At 46.0% G+C, this 16,744-nt stretch carries 14 protein-coding genes, 1 tRNA gene and 1 pseudogene; 6 read left to right on the forward strand and 10 right to left on the reverse strand.

The features are described 5' to 3' along the window. Positions 1-85 precede the first annotated feature (85 nt). The 5 genes and pseudogenes from MOX91_RS07935 (at position 86) to MOX91_RS07955 (ending at position 3,672) form a co-directional block, all read left to right on the forward strand. Positions 86-742 carry a DUF4405 domain-containing protein gene (locus MOX91_RS07935; RefSeq protein WP_370397551.1) on the forward strand — a complete coding sequence of 219 codons (657 nt, stop codon included), beginning with the start codon at positions 86-88 and terminating at the stop codon, positions 740-742. Continuing rightward, positions 739-1,911, forward strand: coding sequence for an iron-containing alcohol dehydrogenase (locus MOX91_RS07940; protein ID WP_370397552.1), 1,173 nt, complete (start codon positions 739-741; stop codon positions 1,909-1,911). The genes MOX91_RS07935 and MOX91_RS07940 overlap by 4 nt, the downstream gene beginning before the upstream one ends. 27 nt (positions 1,912-1,938) lie before the next feature. Further along, positions 1,939-2,505, forward strand: coding sequence for a flavodoxin (locus MOX91_RS07945; protein WP_370397553.1), 567 nt, complete (start codon positions 1,939-1,941; stop codon positions 2,503-2,505). A 241-nt stretch (positions 2,506-2,746) separates the two neighbouring features. After that, positions 2,747-3,415: pseudogene (locus tag MOX91_RS07950) on the forward strand (aldo/keto reductase). Then, positions 3,415-3,672, forward strand: coding sequence for an aldo/keto reductase (locus MOX91_RS07955; RefSeq protein WP_511021739.1), 258 nt, complete (start codon positions 3,415-3,417; stop codon positions 3,670-3,672). Before MOX91_RS07950 ends, MOX91_RS07955 begins: the two are co-directional and overlap by 1 nt. A gap of 342 nt (positions 3,673-4,014) precedes the next feature. Here MOX91_RS07955 and MOX91_RS07960 read toward each other — a convergent pair. Further along, positions 4,015-4,099 (reverse strand) — tRNA-Leu (locus MOX91_RS07960). A 114-nt stretch (positions 4,100-4,213) separates the two neighbouring features. Between MOX91_RS07960 and gpmA the strand changes: the two genes are divergently transcribed. Then, entirely contained in the window at positions 4,214-4,906 is a 693-nt protein-coding gene (gene gpmA / locus MOX91_RS07965) for a 2,3-diphosphoglycerate-dependent phosphoglycerate mutase (RefSeq protein WP_370397554.1), read from the forward strand. A gap of 9 nt (positions 4,907-4,915) precedes the next feature. On the opposite strand, the gene MOX91_RS07970 is transcribed toward gpmA, so the two are convergent. The 9 genes from MOX91_RS07970 to dxs all read right to left on the reverse strand — a co-directional run bounded on the left by MOX91_RS07970 (position 4,916) and on the right by dxs (position 16,739). Next, positions 4,916-5,641, reverse strand: a complete 726-nt coding sequence (locus MOX91_RS07970) for a hypothetical protein (protein ID WP_370397555.1) — start codon at positions 5,639-5,641, stop codon at positions 4,916-4,918. Next, positions 5,638-6,078: an ExbD/TolR family protein gene (locus MOX91_RS07975; protein ID WP_370397556.1), complete on the reverse strand. Its 441-nt coding sequence runs from the start codon at positions 6,076-6,078 to the stop codon at positions 5,638-5,640. The genes MOX91_RS07970 and MOX91_RS07975 overlap by 4 nt, the downstream gene beginning before the upstream one ends. Beyond that, the gene (locus MOX91_RS07980; RefSeq protein WP_370397557.1) at positions 6,059-6,733 is read right to left on the reverse strand and encodes a MotA/TolQ/ExbB proton channel family protein; all 675 of its coding nucleotides are present in this window, start codon (positions 6,731-6,733) and stop codon (positions 6,059-6,061) included. Before MOX91_RS07980 ends, MOX91_RS07975 begins: the two co-directional genes overlap by 20 nt. Before the next feature lie 3 nt (positions 6,734-6,736). Then, the gene (locus tag MOX91_RS07985; protein ID WP_370397558.1) at positions 6,737-9,328 is read right to left on the reverse strand and encodes a tol-pal system YbgF family protein; all 2,592 of its coding nucleotides are present in this window, start codon (positions 9,326-9,328) and stop codon (positions 6,737-6,739) included. 18 nt (positions 9,329-9,346) lie between these two features. Further along, complete coding sequence (locus MOX91_RS07990; protein WP_370397559.1) at positions 9,347-10,045, reverse strand: nucleoside phosphorylase-I family protein; 699 nt, start codon at positions 10,043-10,045, stop codon at positions 9,347-9,349. A 1-nt stretch (position 10,046) separates the two neighbouring features. After that, entirely contained in the window at positions 10,047-12,191 is a 2,145-nt protein-coding gene (locus tag MOX91_RS07995) for a squalene/phytoene synthase family protein (protein WP_370397560.1), read from the reverse strand. Positions 12,192-12,195: 4 nt separating this feature from the next. Next, entirely contained in the window at positions 12,196-13,053 is an 858-nt protein-coding gene (gene hpnC, locus MOX91_RS08000; RefSeq protein ID WP_370397561.1) for a squalene synthase HpnC, read from the reverse strand. 48 nt (positions 13,054-13,101) lie between these two features. Then, positions 13,102-14,787 (reverse strand): hypothetical protein, encoded by a 1,686-nt coding sequence (locus MOX91_RS08005; RefSeq protein WP_370397562.1) that lies wholly within the window; start codon positions 14,785-14,787, stop codon positions 13,102-13,104. A gap of 65 nt (positions 14,788-14,852) precedes the next feature. Next, positions 14,853-16,739, reverse strand: a complete 1,887-nt coding sequence (dxs, locus tag MOX91_RS08010; RefSeq protein WP_370397563.1) for a 1-deoxy-D-xylulose-5-phosphate synthase — start codon at positions 16,737-16,739, stop codon at positions 14,853-14,855. Between the last annotated feature and the right edge of the window lie 5 nt (positions 16,740-16,744).

The raw sequence follows: 16,744 nt of genomic DNA on the forward strand, positions 1-16,744 counted from the left end.
TTGCGTGTATTTACTCTTTACCGTTTTGATGATAGAATGCGAAAGTTAAATTCTTAAAGCATTGAAATAATCCGAACATTTTACGATGCGCATCTGTATAGATATTGCAATGTTTCCAATTCTCCTGACAGCCCTTGCGTTCAGGATTACAGGGGGATTGACGCACGAATGGACGGGGATTTTCGCCGCAATTTTGTTTTTGATTCACAATATTTTAAACTTGCGCTGGCACAAGGGCGTTTTAAAAGGCAGGTTTAACTTCAAAAGATTGCTAAACACCGCGGTAAACTTCTCGCTTGTGATTTTGGCGGCAACTATTCTTTCGACAGGAATTCTTGCCTCCGCGCACATCTTCGGATTTGGAAACTATTTTAACGGAATGGAGCTTCGGCAAATTCATTCCGTTTCCGCCTACTGGTTTCTGATTGGCGTTTCCGCGCATATCGGGCTGCATTGGGATATGATTTTGGCAAGAATGCCCCGATGCGCATTTTTATCGGAAAAAATTGCACGCATTGCATTGCTCTTAATTCTGCCTTTTGGAATATGGGCTTGGATTGAGCGCAACATGACAGGCAAGCTCTTTCTCGGATATTCGTTCGATTTCCATGAAGGATGCGCAACCCTTTTCTTTTTTGAAAACCTTGTTATAGCCGCCCTCGTTGCGCTTTTAACGCGCCTTGTGTCAAAAATACCCGATATTATATTTTCAAAAACAAAAAAACAAAAGGAAAAGAAATGAAAGGTTTTATAAACCACATACCATCAAAATTCGTATTCGGAAGCGGCAGCTTCGGAAAAATCGCAAATGAAAAACTCCCGGGGAAAAAAGCCCTGATTGTTATTTCAAAAGGCAAATCTACCCGCGCAAACGGCTATCTTGAACACCTCGAGAACCAGCTTAAAGCTATTGGCATCGAATTTGCCCTCTTTGATAAAATCGAACCCAATCCGCTGAAGCCAACCGTTATGGAGGGAGCAAAAGCCGCAAGGAAAAACGCATGCGATTTCGTCATAGCTCTCGGCGGAGGCAGTGTTATGGACGCCTCAAAGGCGATTTCGATAATGGCGACAAACGAAGGAGACCTATGGGACTACATATTATTTGGGACAGGGAAGAAAAAGCCCTTCAAAAATTCCGCCCTTCCGCTTGTCGCTATTTCGACAACCGCTGGAACAGGATCCGAACTTGACGCGGGAGGAGTGATAACAAATCCCGAAACAAACGAGAAAACGGCGGTTTTCCACGAATCCCTTTTCCCCGTCTTATCTATTGTGGATCCCGAACTCACGCTTTCCGTTCCGCCAAAATTCACGGCATATCAGGGCTTTGACGCGCTTTTTCACAGCATCGAAGGCTATGTAGCATCAGGAGCAAACCCAATAAGCGACATGTACGCATCAACTGCCATTGAAAATGTCGCAAACTATTTGCCCCGCGCAGTGAAAGACGGCAAAGACCTCGAAGCCCGCGAACACGTCTCGTTCGGAAATTCGCTAACGGGAATGATGATGTCAACGGGGCACTGCACGAGCGAACACTCGCTTGAACACGCAATGAGCGCATACCACCAAGAGCTTCCGCACGGCGCGGGGTTGATTATGATAAGCGAGGCGTATTTTACTTTCATGATAGAAAAATCCGCCTGCCCCGAACGCTTCATAAAAATGGCAAAACTAATGGGAATGAAAAACGCAAACGAGCCGATGGACTTCATCCGCGCGCTGAAAAAACTCCAAAAGGAATGCGGCGTCGAAAATCTTAAAATGTCCGATTACGGCATAACTCCCGAAGAGTTTGAAAAGTTCGCAAAAAACGCAAAAGATGCAATGGGCTTTCTCTTTGAATGCGACAGAATTCCGCTCTCAATTTCAGACTGCGTTTCAATCTACCAAAAGTCATACAAATAAAACTATTTTAAAGAACAAACAGGAAAAATGAACAGAAAAAAATTTATGGCAACCCTTCCCGCCGCCCTCTTTGCAATGAGGGAACTCTGCGCCCAACCCCCCGAAAAGAAAGGTCAAAAAATGCTGATAGTCTATTACTCCTGGAGCGGAAACACCCGCGTTTTGGCAAACACTATAAAAAGGCTTTCAAATGCCGACATCTTGGAAATCCTGCCTGAAAAGCCATACCCTGATTCTTACAGGCAAACCGTCGATATCGCAAAGAAGGAAACAGACACAGGCTATACTCCGCCAATCAAAACAAAAATTCCAAATATTTCGGACTACGACATGATACTAATCGGCTCCCCGAACTGGTGGGGAACGGTGTCGTCTCCCATTCGCACATTCATTTGCGAAAACAATCTATCAGGCAAGAAGATTGCGCCATTTATAACGCACGAAGGAAGCCGCATGGGACGTTCTTTAAGCGACATAAAAAAACTGTGCCCCAATTCAGAAATTCTCGAAGCCCTGCCGATAAGAGGCGGCTCGGTAAAAGAAGCAGAAAAAGAAGCCGAAAAATGGCTAAAAAGAATAAACGCCATATCCTGAAAAGTTGTCAGAAAAAAATTTTAGTTTTTAAATAAAGAAAAGATTTTCAATACATTAAAACCGGTCGCAGGGATTAAAAAAAAACGACAGGGCTTTTTAGCGCGCTTGCTTTTGCAAAGCCATTTTTCGGCAAAGCCGACGCCAAAGATTTGAAGGAAGAAAAATAGTCGTCTGAATACAGGACGCTCGGAACGGAGTCGCGGCAATGAAGGTTGCGCCGCTCGGATTCGGCTGCATGGGCATGAATTACAACCGCGGCAAGGCAAAAGACGAAAAAGAAATGATAAGGCTTTTGCATAAGTGCATTGACTATGGCGTAAATCTTTTTGACACCGCAGAAGTTTACGGGCCGTACATAAATGAAATTCTTGCCGACAAAGGTTTATGCGAATACAAAAACATAAATGTAACGACAAAGTTCGGGCATAAAATTATTGATGGCAAATATTACTATGGGGAACTGAACAGTTCCCATAAACAAATAAGAAAGGCCTGCGAATAGTCTTTAAAGCGCCTGAAAAGAGATGTCATTGATATTTTTTACCAGCACAGATTTAACCCGAAAATTCCGATTGAGGATGTTGCAGGAACAGTAAAAGAGCTTATCAAATAAGGCAAAATAAGGCATTTTGCCCTTTGCGAAGTAAGCCCTGAAATAATAAGAAGAGCCCACGCAGTCCAGCCAATTACAGCAATCCAAAGCGAATGCCACTTGATGTGGCAAAGCCCCGAAAAAAATATTTTCCCGACGCTTGAAGAGCTTGGCATTGGCTTTGTGCCGTACAGCCCTTTAAACAGAGGCTATCTGGCGGGAACGATGGACGAAAACACCAAATTTTACGAAGCAAACGACAACCGCCACACCCTGCCGAGATTCACCCCAGAAGCGATGAAAAAAACTACGCGATAATAGAAGTGATGAAAGAGTTCGGCTCGCCCAAAGGCGCAAGCCCCGCCCAAGTCGCCCTCGCTTGGCTCTTGCATAAACGGCCCTACATTGTGCCAATCCCCGGGACAACCGTTGAGGCGCATTTAAAAGAAAACCTTGCCGCCTTAAACTTCAAATGGGAAGACGCAGAATGGTCTGAATTTGAAGAAAAAATTTCAAAAATAGAAATCGTGGGCGACAGATACAATGCCGACCTGCAAAAACAAATTGCAAACTAAATTCAATAATTTCGGCAGATAGTAATTGTTTGAAGACCTTTTAGGATTTTCTATCCATGCCCTATTTTTGTTCGCTTCACAAACTTTTGAAGTTTTCAAAAAGCATCAAAAAAAGTTAACGCACCCCGCGTTAACTTTTTTAATGTATCGAACGCGACTTTACTAAGAGATAATAAAATATTTTTAATAATAGAAGATGCAGTGTTGTGCTAGGGATTTTGCTAAAAAAAAGTATATTTTGCGGACGCCGTATGGACGCTATGCGAACAGTCAAATCGGCTACAATCCTTGTAAACACAAACAAAAAAGCCCGCAATCTTTGTAAAATTGCGGGCTTAAAAATGGTGCTCAGGACGGGACTTGAACCCGTAAGCCTTTCGGCATACGCCCCTCAAACGTACGTGTCTACCAATTTCACCACCTGAGCGTTTAAAAGAAAGATTTTGAATTTACCCATATCCGTTTCAAAAGCAAGTATTTTTTTTAAAATTTTTTACAAATATTGCCGATAATTTTATTATTGAAACAACCAAAGGCATTTATGGCAAAATTAATCTTAATAAGGCACGGGCAAAGCCAATGGAATTTGGAAAACCGATTTACGGGATGGACTGACGTTCCCCTGACTCCCCTCGGAGAAGACGAAGCTCTGCGCGCGGGGAAGGCGCTGGTAAAGGAAGGCATTGTTTTTGACGCCGCGTTTACTTCACTACTTTCGCGCGCAATAAAAACCCTGCATATTTTACAGGAAGCCTGCTCGTCGTGCTGGATAAAAGAAAATCGAAGCTGGAGGCTAAACGAACGCCACTATGGTGCATTGCAGGGCTTGAACAAAGACGAGACTGCCGAAAAATACGGCGCAAAACAAGTAAAAATCTGGAGAAGAAGCTACGATGTATGCCCGCCCGCACTTAACAAAGATGATAAGCGAAATCCGCGTTTTGACATAAAATACAAAAACATCGACCCCCGCGCCCTTCCCCTCGGAGAATCGCTAAAAGATGCCATTTTCAGAGTCATTCCCTATTGGCAGGACAACATTGCCCCCGTCCTGCTTTCGGGCAGAAACGCCCTTGTTGTCGCGCACGGCAACAGTTTGCGCGGGCTGATAAAATATCTTGAAGGAATATCGGACGACGCGATAGCAAACCTTGAAATCCCAACGGGAGAGCCTATAATATACGATCTCGACAAGTCCTTAAACGCCGTAAAAAGCTACAAATTACAAATATGACGACGGTATTTACGGGGAAAATATAACCTCGTAAAAGCCCCCTTTTTCGTCTTTTTTCCAAAGGATTTTATTTAGATTGTTTTTCAGATAATTTTCAAAGGCAAAATCCAATTCCTCAATACCCGAAACAGAAGTTATGAGAGGGGGGCTTACTGAGCCGTCTTCCGCGACAGCAAGAGTCATCTTTACGGGAGACCAAAGCGCGCCGTCTGAATCAACCCCGATGTCAATATGCGAAGAATACACGATTTCCCCTGTATTTGCCGAAACAATAGTCATCAGCGCGCCCGGATTGCGCGCGGTGTCCACAGGCTTTAAATCGGACCTCATAAAGTTTGAAAATGACAAATTCTTCAAGAAAAACCCTGTCGGAATTTCGTATCCGCCCCTAAGTGAAAAGGAGACTTCAAAAGTTTTCATCGCCTCCATGGGGCTTTCTTTTTTTGTGTTTGCCAATTTGCTTCCCGACTGCGGCAAATCGAACTCCGGAACTCCGAAATTCAAGCTTGTGGGAAGGAACAGCGGTGAGGAATCGCCAAGCAGGGTTATTTCAAAAAGATTTTCCCTCACGGAATTTTCGTCGTAAACGGAAATTGCCGAAACTTTATTTTCGGGTTTCGGCAAAGAAATGTCTGTTTTCGGAAAAAGCAAAAGAAGAACAATAAACGGCAAAAAAAGCCAGCCCGCGATTTTGAGCCGCTCTTCGGAAAAACAAGATGCAAAAAAATTCTTCACTTCGATTTCGCCGCAATTTGTATTGATTTAAATCCCGCTTCCTTTGCAAGCACCGATATGTTTAAGAGAGTCTGCCCTGAAACACCTGCGTCGGTCTTGATAAGCAAAATCTCCCCGCGCGGCTTGTAGTTTTTTATTTCCCTTGCGAAAGCCTCTTCATTGAAAACTTTTCCGCCAAAGAAAATCATTCCGCTTCCGCGTATGTTAAGGACGCTTATAGAATCTTCCGCAAAAGCCCCTACCATTGAATTTTTAGGGACTTCGGGCAAGTTTATTTCAGAATTTAAGTCCACGGAAATTCCAGATGCCAATATGTATTTTGAAGACAGCGTAAAGAACATCAACGCTATCAAAAGCACGTCAAAAATCGCAAAGACGCTCAGAGTAAAGCCGTCTTTGTGGACTTTTGAAAGGATGTCAATCGGTTCCGTCGCCATTTTCGCTCTTCTCCAAAAGCCGCAAACCCTCGTTTTCGGGCATGCCTTTTTCAATAAACAAAACCATTTCGTTTGCCGCCCAGTCGATGTCGTGGGCGATTGCCCTCACCCTGCCAAGCAAAAGCGCGTACATAACCCAGGCAGTAAGGCAGAGCAAAAGCCCCGCCACCGTAGAAACCAACGCGTTGTAAATTTGCGCCGAAAAAATATCAACGGTAAAATAAGACCCCGTTTCGGATATTTTGTTAAAAATCTGCAAGAGCGCAAGAACAGTGCCTATCATTCCCATGAGCGGCGCGATTTTTGCAATAAGCATAATACTTGATATTCTGCGTTGGAGCATCGGAAGCTCCAAGAGAGCCGCCGCCCTTACGGAATCGACAATCACGGTTCTGCCGCTTTCGCAAGTTAATAGCGCCGCTTTTACCACGCGGGAAACGGGGCACGGAGTTTCCTCGCAAATGGTGAGTGCCTCGGTAAGCCTGCCGTCTTTTAGCGAATTTTTAAGCCCATCAACGAAATCAACAGCCTTAATCTGCCCCTTGTGCAAATACAAAAATCTCTCTAAAAAAAGGAGCGCGACGACAAATGCCGAAAGCACTATCGGAACCATCATCGGCCCGCCCGCGTAAAAGATATTGAGGAGTTTTTCCATGTTCTATTTGTCTTTGATGTTTAAAAGTTTTTGCCTTGCGTTTTGCACGCCTGGCAGATTATGGCTTACAATAAGCTCGTAAGCCGACACTGCGGAAGATTTTTCGCCGAGCCTCTCGAATGTCTTGGCAAGCTCCAAAAGAGTGCGGGCAATCCAATAGCGTTCATTGGGCCCAAACTCTACGCCCAAACCTTGCCCGCTCTGTCCTCCGCTTAAAAATTTGTTCGCCGAAATCCACCATATTTCAGCCGCTTCCCTAAACCTGCCCATGCGCTCGAATGCAAAGCCCCATTTAAAAGCCGCTTCCGCTTTCGCACCCGCAGGGATGTCGGGCATCGAGTAAATTCGCTCAAACATCATCGCGGCGTCCGACTCGTGCCCCGTTTGCGCCAACATGCAGTCGCCAAGCCCCATGTTTGCGATTTTTATTTGCGGATGGCTTTCAAATTCGGAAATTATGTTTCGGTACATCGCCGCGGCGTTTGCGAAGTCGCTCATAAGCCTCAGAATTTCAGCCTGCGCGATTTTCGCGTAAAAGACTTTAGGAGACTTCGGATATTTTTCAACGAGGCGCGAAAGCAAAATCAAAGCTTCTTTGTAGTCGCTTTCAAGTCCGAGGCGACGCGAATAAGACGCGGCGTCATAGAGCGCGACATCGGCATATTTCCCGTCGGGGAAAGTATCGGCAAGAGTTTTGCAATGCTGCAGAGCCTGTGCATAAGCACCGCGCAGGGCAAAATTTCTGGCTTCATACAAATAGGAAATCTGCGCCGCGTCAGAATCGGGATATTCTCCGCGCAGTTTTTCGTAGGCGTCAAAAGCTCCACCATTGCCGTCAAGCCTGCCAAGCGCGGCAAGAGAGCGGGCTTTTATAAGCATTGCGTTGGAAGCTATCATGTTTGCGGTTTCGGCGGAAGGCTTCAATGTTCCGAGTTTCAACATCGACAAAATGTTTTCCGACAAATCCAAACTCTTGCCAAAATCCCCCGACTCTTCCGCAAGGCGCGCTTCAAGCCAAAGCATTTTTGCGCGCAAATCCTGGTTGGCATCTCGGTTTATGACGGTATTTAAAAGATGCTCAACTCTCCTGCCCGCCTCTTTTGCCTTGCCGTTTTTGCGGAACATAGAAGAAATGGACCATTCCGTGCGCCAAACGTCGTCGGGATTTAATGCCAAACGCGAATACGAGGAGTCGGCGAGCAAAACCGCGCTTTCAATATCGCCCAAATTCAAAAACGACTCCGCCGCGCGGGCAAACGCCCCGCCTTTCCACCGCTCAGACAAGTTCGATTCAATCAGAGCCTTGTACATCGCCCCCGCCGTATCAAAGTCGCCCTCCAAAAAATAGCAGTCTGCGGCAATGAAGCGTATGAAGTCCGACATCTTGGGATTTTTTTCAAGTCCGGACATTTCAAGCAGATAACGCGCCGCCTGCCTGTATTCGGGCTTCTTGTTTTCCCCCGAAGCGAAAGCAGACCACGCAAGCGCGCCAAAGGCGTTCACTTTGAATGCGGAAGCGGGATAGTCGCGCAATAGGGCGTCTGCAAACTTTGCGGCGTTTTCAAAATCGTTTCTGCCGATTGCAATGTAGGAAAGCTCGAGCAAAATTCTGTCCAAAATAAGAGGGGAACCGGATTTTAAAACATCGTTTAGCATATCCGCATAAGACTGCGAATCATCGCCGAAAGACGCGCGCAAAAGATATATCGCCTGTTCGGTTACCGCGGGAGACTTCGTGGTCTTTAAAAGAGTGCTTAAAAGAGCGCGCTTTCTTTCCTGCGAAGGCTCTATGGAAGACGAAATCAACTGCAACTCGTCTCTATCAATATCGGGCATGAGAGCGATATTCAAGGCATTTTCTACGACAGACAAGGCGTCCTGCCTGCGGTTCAGCCTGCCAAGCAAAAGGGCGTACTGCTTGGCAAACTGCACGCCCGCATTCGTTCCCATGAAAAGGCTGGTCTTTAAAGACAATTCCGAAGCGAGCGTCTCCAAGTCTTTTACCCCCATGTCCTCCGACATCCTGCACAAGTTTATGAGGGCGTCCGCCTCGCGCTTGACAACTTCGGATTTAGCCAGCTTTTTTGCCGCTGAAAAATCGTCTGACGCACTGCGGAAATTGCCTTCGTTAAACAAAATAGACCCTCTCGCGACATAAAACCACGCGCGAGATTTTTCTGAAAGAGCGTCCTCGGAAAGTTTTGAAACTATTTCATGCGCTCCGTAAACATCGCCAAGCTGCAAAGAGACGATTGCCTTGCGGATTAAAAATTCGGGAGAGTGCTGATTGCCAAAAAGCGGAAAAATTTTTCTCACATTCTCAAACTTGCCCTGCGCAATCAAAGAGTCCGCCAACACGAAACAAGCCTCGTCGCGCCCGCCTTCGGGAAGCGAATTTACGAGCTTTTCCGACATGTTTTCGGAAATGGCAGGCATGCCGAGCTCCAACGCGCTTCGCGCATTCTCCAACACCGCCTCCGAAGACAAAATCCGATTTTTCTGAACGTCATTTCCCTGCGGCGCGGGCATTTGCGCAAACGCGGCTGCGGCGCCCGACAAAAGCGCGACTGCAAGAAATTTTGAAAAATTAAGCATTTCCTATAAAATCTTATTTTAATTTTGTTTTTGCAAATAAAAATCGGATATTTTTTTTATGATTTCAAAAAGCTTTGCGTCATAAATCTTCTTTGCGCGGTTTGCCGATATGGCAAATTTCACAAGGTCGATCGGCAATGTCGGCTTTTTCAAAAATACCCCGAAAAACTTCGCAAATGAAAAAGAGCTTGCCCCCGTGTCGAAATCCATGAGCGAATTAAAAAACTCGGCAGGAATTTTTGAATCTACTCCATCGCTTACCGCGCGCAAATGCGCAAATTTTTCCTCGCAAAACAATGGCTTGAAAAATCTCGCCTCCATCTCCACTGCCGAAAATCCGCTTTCGCGCATCTTGGATTTCTTCTCCGAGTCCGCGACTGCCTCCACGCTTGCAATCCTGCATCGGACTGCCCCCAAAGACCGCAAAATTTCTGCAACCCCGATATTTGCCGTTTCAAAAATGAAATCGCCCTCTTTTATGGACGGAGAGCATGAGCCGCAAAATCCACAAAGCAAAGCCAAGTCAAAAGAATGTTTTTTTTGAAAATTCTCCACCCTGTCTTGAGACGCCTTGCAGCCAATTCCCGAAACAATGCCGAAAAATTCCACGCCGCCAACGGATATTTTGGCAGTTTTGCCAAGCGCGGGGCGTTCGCCCGCCTTTTTGAAAAAAGCCCAAGCCTCAAACGTAGTTGGAAAGACTAAGAGAGCCTTCATGCTAAAATCCGTTTATTTTTGCGCTCGCGCTCGCGCTTTCCATCGTGCAAGGCAATCCTCCCGCCTCGAGCCAGTCTCCGCAAACGACCGCATTTGAAAAATGCCCGTTCGGGCTTGGGCGCAAAGCCTCGGCAACGCTTGTTGAAAGAATGGTGGCGTCCTTGAAAAGCGACGGCAAAAAATCGCATATTTCTATTTTCCCGAAATATTTTTCAAGCTCCGACTGCACCGCTTCCCTTATGGCTGAGGGATTGAAATCCCCGTCAAACGCGCTGACTGTTATGGAGTACACGCGCTTTTTCCCGCCCGATTTTGTCCTGTCGAAAACCCAATGGATTTGCGAATTTGCAAGCGCCACGAAATCTTCATCGAAAAGCTTTTGCGAAGTCGAAAAGTACACATTTAAAATCGGTGAGCTTTCAATGGCATTTGCCGCGTCTTTTAGCGGACATTCGGGAAGAAGCCCCGCAAGCTGTTTTCTGCCAAGCGCAAGAACGTAAAAATCGTATCCGCCCTTGGTTTCAGAACCGATTTCAAAAGACTTAACGCCTCCGCCGCCATAATTTATTTTACTTACTCTGCTTGATAAATTCACGCTTCCTCCGCAAGCTTCAATGTACAATTTCGAGTTTTTAAAAACTATGTCGACAAGCGGAATTTCGTTTAAAATGAGAGCACTTTTGCGCACTCCCTTTAAGAGCGATTTCTTTATGCTTTTTACAAACATGTCGGCAGACGCCGCGGAGATGTCAGTATTTTGGACGGAGACGCAAAAAGGATGCCACAAAAGATTTTTCGCCATCTCGCCTACGCGCTGTCTGTCCAAATACTCCGAAACAGTTTCGCCTTTCATCGCCCCGCCAAGCCCGAATTTTATTTTAAGGAGCATTGAAATGTTGCGCAGTGTCTTAAAACCCTTTATGCGCGGAATTTTAAAAATGGAAAAGCGCGAACCGTTTTGCGGAAACTCATAGCAAAAAGACGTTCCATCAGGATTTAAAAAGCGCATTCTCTCGCACGGCTTTTTAAACGAGCCGTTTTTCGCCCCGATTAAATCGAGAAAGCCAAAAAAGTTTTTGTAGCACCCCATGACGGCGTGCCCGCCGTTGTCAAGCCTTCCGAATTCGGGAGTTTCTATGGCGGCTATTCTACCCCCTGCCGACGCCTTTGCCTCGAACAAATCAACTTCAAAACCCTTTAAAGACAAGTTGACTGCGGCTTCCAAACCCGCCAGCCCGCCGCCCAAAACAGCGGCTTTCCCAAAATTTGAAGGAGGCTTTTTTGAATATTTCTTGGCTCTATAAATTGCCCCGAGCGCAAGAAATATTTTTTGAAACTTCGGGATTTTTATGACATTTTCAGAAATATTAAAACCGCAAGCGCAAATCTTGTCGAGAATGCGCTCGTAAATGTCGCTCATGATTAACGCAGGCGCAAGGGCTTTTGCATCTTCTGGCTGCAACAAATTCCGCGCCCTGTTAAAGAAATGCTTTGCCCTGAAATACATCATTTTTAAAAGCGATTTGCAGTTTTCGCCAAGCTCTGCGCTTTCAAAATCTTTCGGCTTTACCCCGAACGCCTCCATTTCAGACCGCGGAATATAGACGCGGTGCATGGTTTTCCAATCAAACACGACGTCCCTCAAAATATTCGTAAACTGCAAGGCGTAGCCCAAAGATTCGGCAAATTCCTTTGTTTTTTCATTTTTGAAGCCGAAAATGTAAATCGATGCAAGTCCCACCGCGCTCGCTACGCCATAGCAATACTTTTTGATGTCGGCAAACGTTTCAAACGGCGAGGAATCGGTATCGCGCAAAACCCCGTCTATTATGTCGAGCAAATACTGCTTTGGAACGTCCCTTCTCATGACAACCCCTCGAAGCTGCCTTTCAAGAAGCGAAAGTTTTGACGGCTTGCCCGAATATATGTTTTCGACCTTCGTCTTCCAATCGTTCAAAGCGATGATTTTTTGCTCTGCCGACGTTGAAGAGTCGTCCGCAATATCGTCCAAGACCCTGCAATAAGTGTAGAAAACCTCCATGTCGCGCGCCCTGTCTTTTTCCATGCAAAAAAACGCGAACGCCAAATTTGAATTTTTGCGGGCTTCGACTTGCGAATCTTCGTATGCTGAAAATCCCTCGTTCATTTTTTTAGAATAAAGCGGAAAGTAAAAGTTTTATCTTGTCGAATTTTGAAATTGCGGGGCGGGACTTCAAAGTGTCGAATTTTTGAGATTCTATCTTGTTTAAAATCGCCCTGCCGCCTGCAAGAGTAAGGCGTATTTCAAGACTCAGCGGGAATGGAAGGGTCTTTGGCAATTTTTCGCCTTTTTTGAAGAGTTCCTCTGTTATAATCACCTGCCTGCAAAGGCACGACCTCACGGCTTCGCTCGCCATTGGAGCAAAGAAATCCTCCTCAGTGAGCGCGCCCCACTGGTCTTGGGGAATGTAAATGCGATTCTTGGACTTGTCCACGCTCATGTCCTGCCAGAAATTTGCAAGTTGCAAAGCCGTGCATATCGCATCCGACATCTCGAAACGCTCCGCGTCCGTAAAGCCGTGCAAAATCAAGACGAGCCTGCCGACGGGATTTGCGGAACGCCTGCAATAATCGAACAGCTCTTCATAATCGGCATAGCGTTTTTTCACGACATCTTGCGCGAACGCGCTGACAAGGTCGGTAAAAAGAGAAACGGGTATGCTGAATTTTTTTATCGTGTCGGCGCACGCCATAAAAATCCAATCCCATTTGGGATTGAGCTTTTCGGGATTTTCCAACGCCAGATTAAGCTCTTTCACATAGTCGTTTAGCCATTCGACCCTCAAAGGCGAGTCCGCCGCGACCGTTTCATGATTTTCATCGGCAATGTCGTCGGCAGTTCTTGCGAATGCGTAAACCGCCGCAACATGTTTGCGGATTTTACGCGGCACCATTTTGGCGACCGGAAAATTCTCATAATGCGAATTTGCCAAAGCCTCGCATTTTTTATAAGCCGAGTTTAAATCCATATTTCTTGAAATATCGCAAATCTCTTTGAAATTGTCAAATATGAAGAATTAAAACCGCCGTAAAACTATTAATGTAATCCTCGTTGAAACTGCGACGGCAAGAGAGCTTGGAATTAAAAGCACCCCGGGGCTGTTTATGTTTTCGCTTCTTAGGTTTATCGTGTCGCTATCTGGCTTGTAAACCCCGAGATACCCCGCGCCCGCGTCGGCTTCCAAATTTATGTTTATTCCCATAGCGTCCATCGCCCACCTGCGTATGTCGCCTATCCCCGCAACCTCACCCTTAGTTGTTGCACTTTTAGGCAGTGGTAAATTCGGACGCAAGATAGGCTTGAAAACCAAAGGCTTGCTCTTATCCCCCTGCGGAATGCCGTTTTCATCCCCCAAAGCCGCACTTTCCCCGCTTTCCGCAAAATTTTTTGAATATTTTGCATTTTTTTCTTGATTTTCCGAAAAATTTTCCGATTGTTCAGAATCAGCCGAAGAAATATAAGACGGAAGGGAAGTGTCCCGCCGCGCTACCGCGCCTGCATTTTCTTCGGCTTCTTTTTTGTTTGAATAAAATGTATATACAAAATCAGGCTGTTTCTTCTTTTGGCTTTTGGTGACAACAACAGTTAAAATCCTGTTTTTATCTTTCGGGTCTCGCATCGTATATTCTCTTTTAAAATCAGATACAATATTGACTTCCCCGTTCCTTATAATATTGCCTATATTTAAAATTTCCTCTGCCGAAACATATCCCATTTGGCTGTTTTTGCCGTAATGCTTCAATAGAATATGGTTTACCCCATTCCGTTCCCTTGACGACCTCAAAAAAGAAATAACATTTCCCAAGTCGTCAGCTCTTAGATGGTAATATTTTTTATCCCCTCTTACAACATCGAGAACTCCTCTTTGCTCCTCATTTAAAAAACGTCCCCTTATCTCTTCTAAAAATTCAGAAATTCTATCTAACAGCTTTTGCGCTATTTTTCCTTTTTTTGGTGGCTTGTTAAAACGTTGGGTTAATTCACCCTCGGAAAACCCTTTTTGAATATTGAGACCATTCTCTTGTTCCCTATCCATTAAAACGGCGTCGCGCAAAACCTTGCCATTGTAATCAACGTTACTGTTCCAGTCTTCTGAAGTTTCGCTTTCTCGCTGGTCTCTAAAAGGATTAAACGGAATAAACTTGCGCTCCGCCTTCCCGTTTTCATTGCGCCAATAAACCATGACGCCATAGTCGCCGTTATATTCATACGCAGTATCAAGGCGGTTGCCTTTTGAATCAAAATATCCCACAGCATACTTCTTGCCCCCAATGACAACACTTGGATAAGTGATTGCGTTCTTTTCCGAATTCCTTGCAAGCTCTATGAACCAATCAAGGCTCGGAACATCTTCCTCTATACCCTGCACACCTGCCTCAGTCGCCCCTTCTTCTTCCAAATTCGCATCGTCAATCTCCGCCTCATTATTATTGGATTCCTCGACATTTTGGGCGTATGGAGCCCCCTGCAAGTCGTTTGCAAAGACTTTCTCAAAGGAAAACGCTTCGGGATCCAAGTCCGCAAGCCTAAGCTTGAAGTCGTGCGCCTCTTTTAGCATTTCAAGGGCGTGATTTGTCGCAAGCTTGCCCAAAGCCCGCTTTTCCTCACCATTAAGCTCCGCCGCAGGCTTTCCAATCTCCCTTAACGCCCTGCTTCTCGCCTCCTCGACAATCTCCCCACGCGCCTCTGGCGTAAGAGCCATTTCTTACACAAAAAAAGCCTTCCCCGATTAGGAAAAGCTTTTATTGCTTCATATAAAAACTTAGGCTACTTCGCGTTTTTTAATGCAAGCTCAATTTTCTGCGCGACAGCTTCGGGCGTCAAGCCGTACATCTCGCGCAGTACTCCTACGCTTGAACCATGCGGTATGAATTCGTCTTTCCAGCCGATGATTTCAATATGGGTTGCGATATTGTTTTCTGATGCGAACTCCGAAACCGCGCTCCCGAAACCACCGCGCACCGAATGGTCTTCCAAAGTCGCGACAATCTTTGCCTTGCCGAACTGTTCCCTCAAAAGATTTTCATCAAGAGGCTTCACAAAACGGGCATTGACAACCCCTGCGGAAATTCCTTTTTCTTTCAAGATTTCGGCGACCTTTTTGGCTACGCTTACCATGTTGCCGAGTGCCCAAATTGCCACGTCGCCACCTTCGCTTAAAACTTCCGCCTTGCCGATTTCAAGCTTTTGCGGAAATTCTTTCATTTTCACGCCCTCTCCCTTGCCGCGCGGATAGCGTATGAAGCACGGCTTGCCACTGTAAACCGAAGTGTAAAGCATGTCAGCAAGCTCGTCTTCGTTAGAAGGCTGCATTATTGTTGCGTTTGGCAGGCAGCGCAGCATAGCGATGTCAAACAAGCCGTGGTGCGTCGCCCCGTCCTGCGCGCTAAGTCCCGCCCTGTCCATGCAAAAAGTTACAGGCAGGTTTTGAAGGCAGACATCGTGCATGGCGCAATCGACAGCCCTTTGCATAAAAGAAGAATAAATGGCTGCAACGGGCTTTATGCCCCTTGCGGCAAGACCCGCGGAAAATACGGCGGCATGCTCTTCAGCAATTCCGACATCGAAAAACTGTTCGGGTAGCTCCTTTTTGATATGGCAAAGCCCCGTTCCCGCGCTCATCGCGGCGGTTATGCCGACAACTGTCGAATCTTTGCGGGCGATTTTAAGCAGCGTCTTGCCCATTGCGTCCTGATAAAGTGGAATGGTCGGATCGGGATGCTCTGTGTTTTCGCCCGTAATGACATTGTACGGACTTGCCCCGTGGAATTTTTCCGGATTTTTCAGCGCGCACGGCAACCCCCTGCCCTTTTCGGTCACTATGTGCAAAATCACGGGTTCGGGACTATTCTTGCAGAAATTCAAATACATTTCGAGCTGTTCGATATTATGCCCGTCGATTGGTCCCAAATAGCGCAAACCGTACTTTTCAAACATGGAAGAAGCTTCCATCAGAAAGTCCTTCGTTTCCGACATCACTTTGCTGCCGAATTTTTTGACGGACCTTCCGACTGCCGACTTCTTCAAAAAAGAGCTCATGTCCGAATAAAGGCGCGTGTATATCGGATTTGTAATCAAATCGTTGAAATATTTTGAAAGCGCGCCGACATTTTTTGAAATCGACATCTTGTTGTCGTTCAAAACCAAAATGAATTTTTTTGTGGTCGATTCTATGTTGTTGAGAGCCTCAAAACTGATGCCGTTTGTCAAAGCGGCGTCTCCCAAAACAGCGATGACATTTTCATCGCCGCCAAGCATATCCCTTGCGGCGGCCAAACCGAGAGCCGCCGAAAGAGCAGTCCCCGCATGCCCCGCGCCGAACGCGTCATGCTCGCTTTCAGCCCTGTTGCAAAAGCCGCAGTAGCCGCCCGTCTGGCGAAGTTTCTTGAATTTTTCGCCGTTTCTGCCCGTCAAAAGCTTATGGACATAACTCTGGTGGGAAACATCGAATACAATTTTGTCTTTCGGAGTGGAAAAAACTCTGTGAAGAGCAATGCAAAGCTCCACAACGCCCAAATTCGGGCCGACATGCCCGCCGTTTTTAGATGTAACCGATATAATTTCGCCCCTGATTTCGTCAGCCAAAATCTTCAAATCCTGTTTGGAAAGCTTTTTGACATCTTCGGGCCCTTGTATTTTACTTAAAATAGACATACTCA

Source organism: Intestinicryptomonas porci (assembly GCF_033971905.1).
GTDB lineage: Bacteria > Verrucomicrobiota > Verrucomicrobiia > Opitutales > Intestinicryptomonadaceae > Intestinicryptomonas > Intestinicryptomonas porci.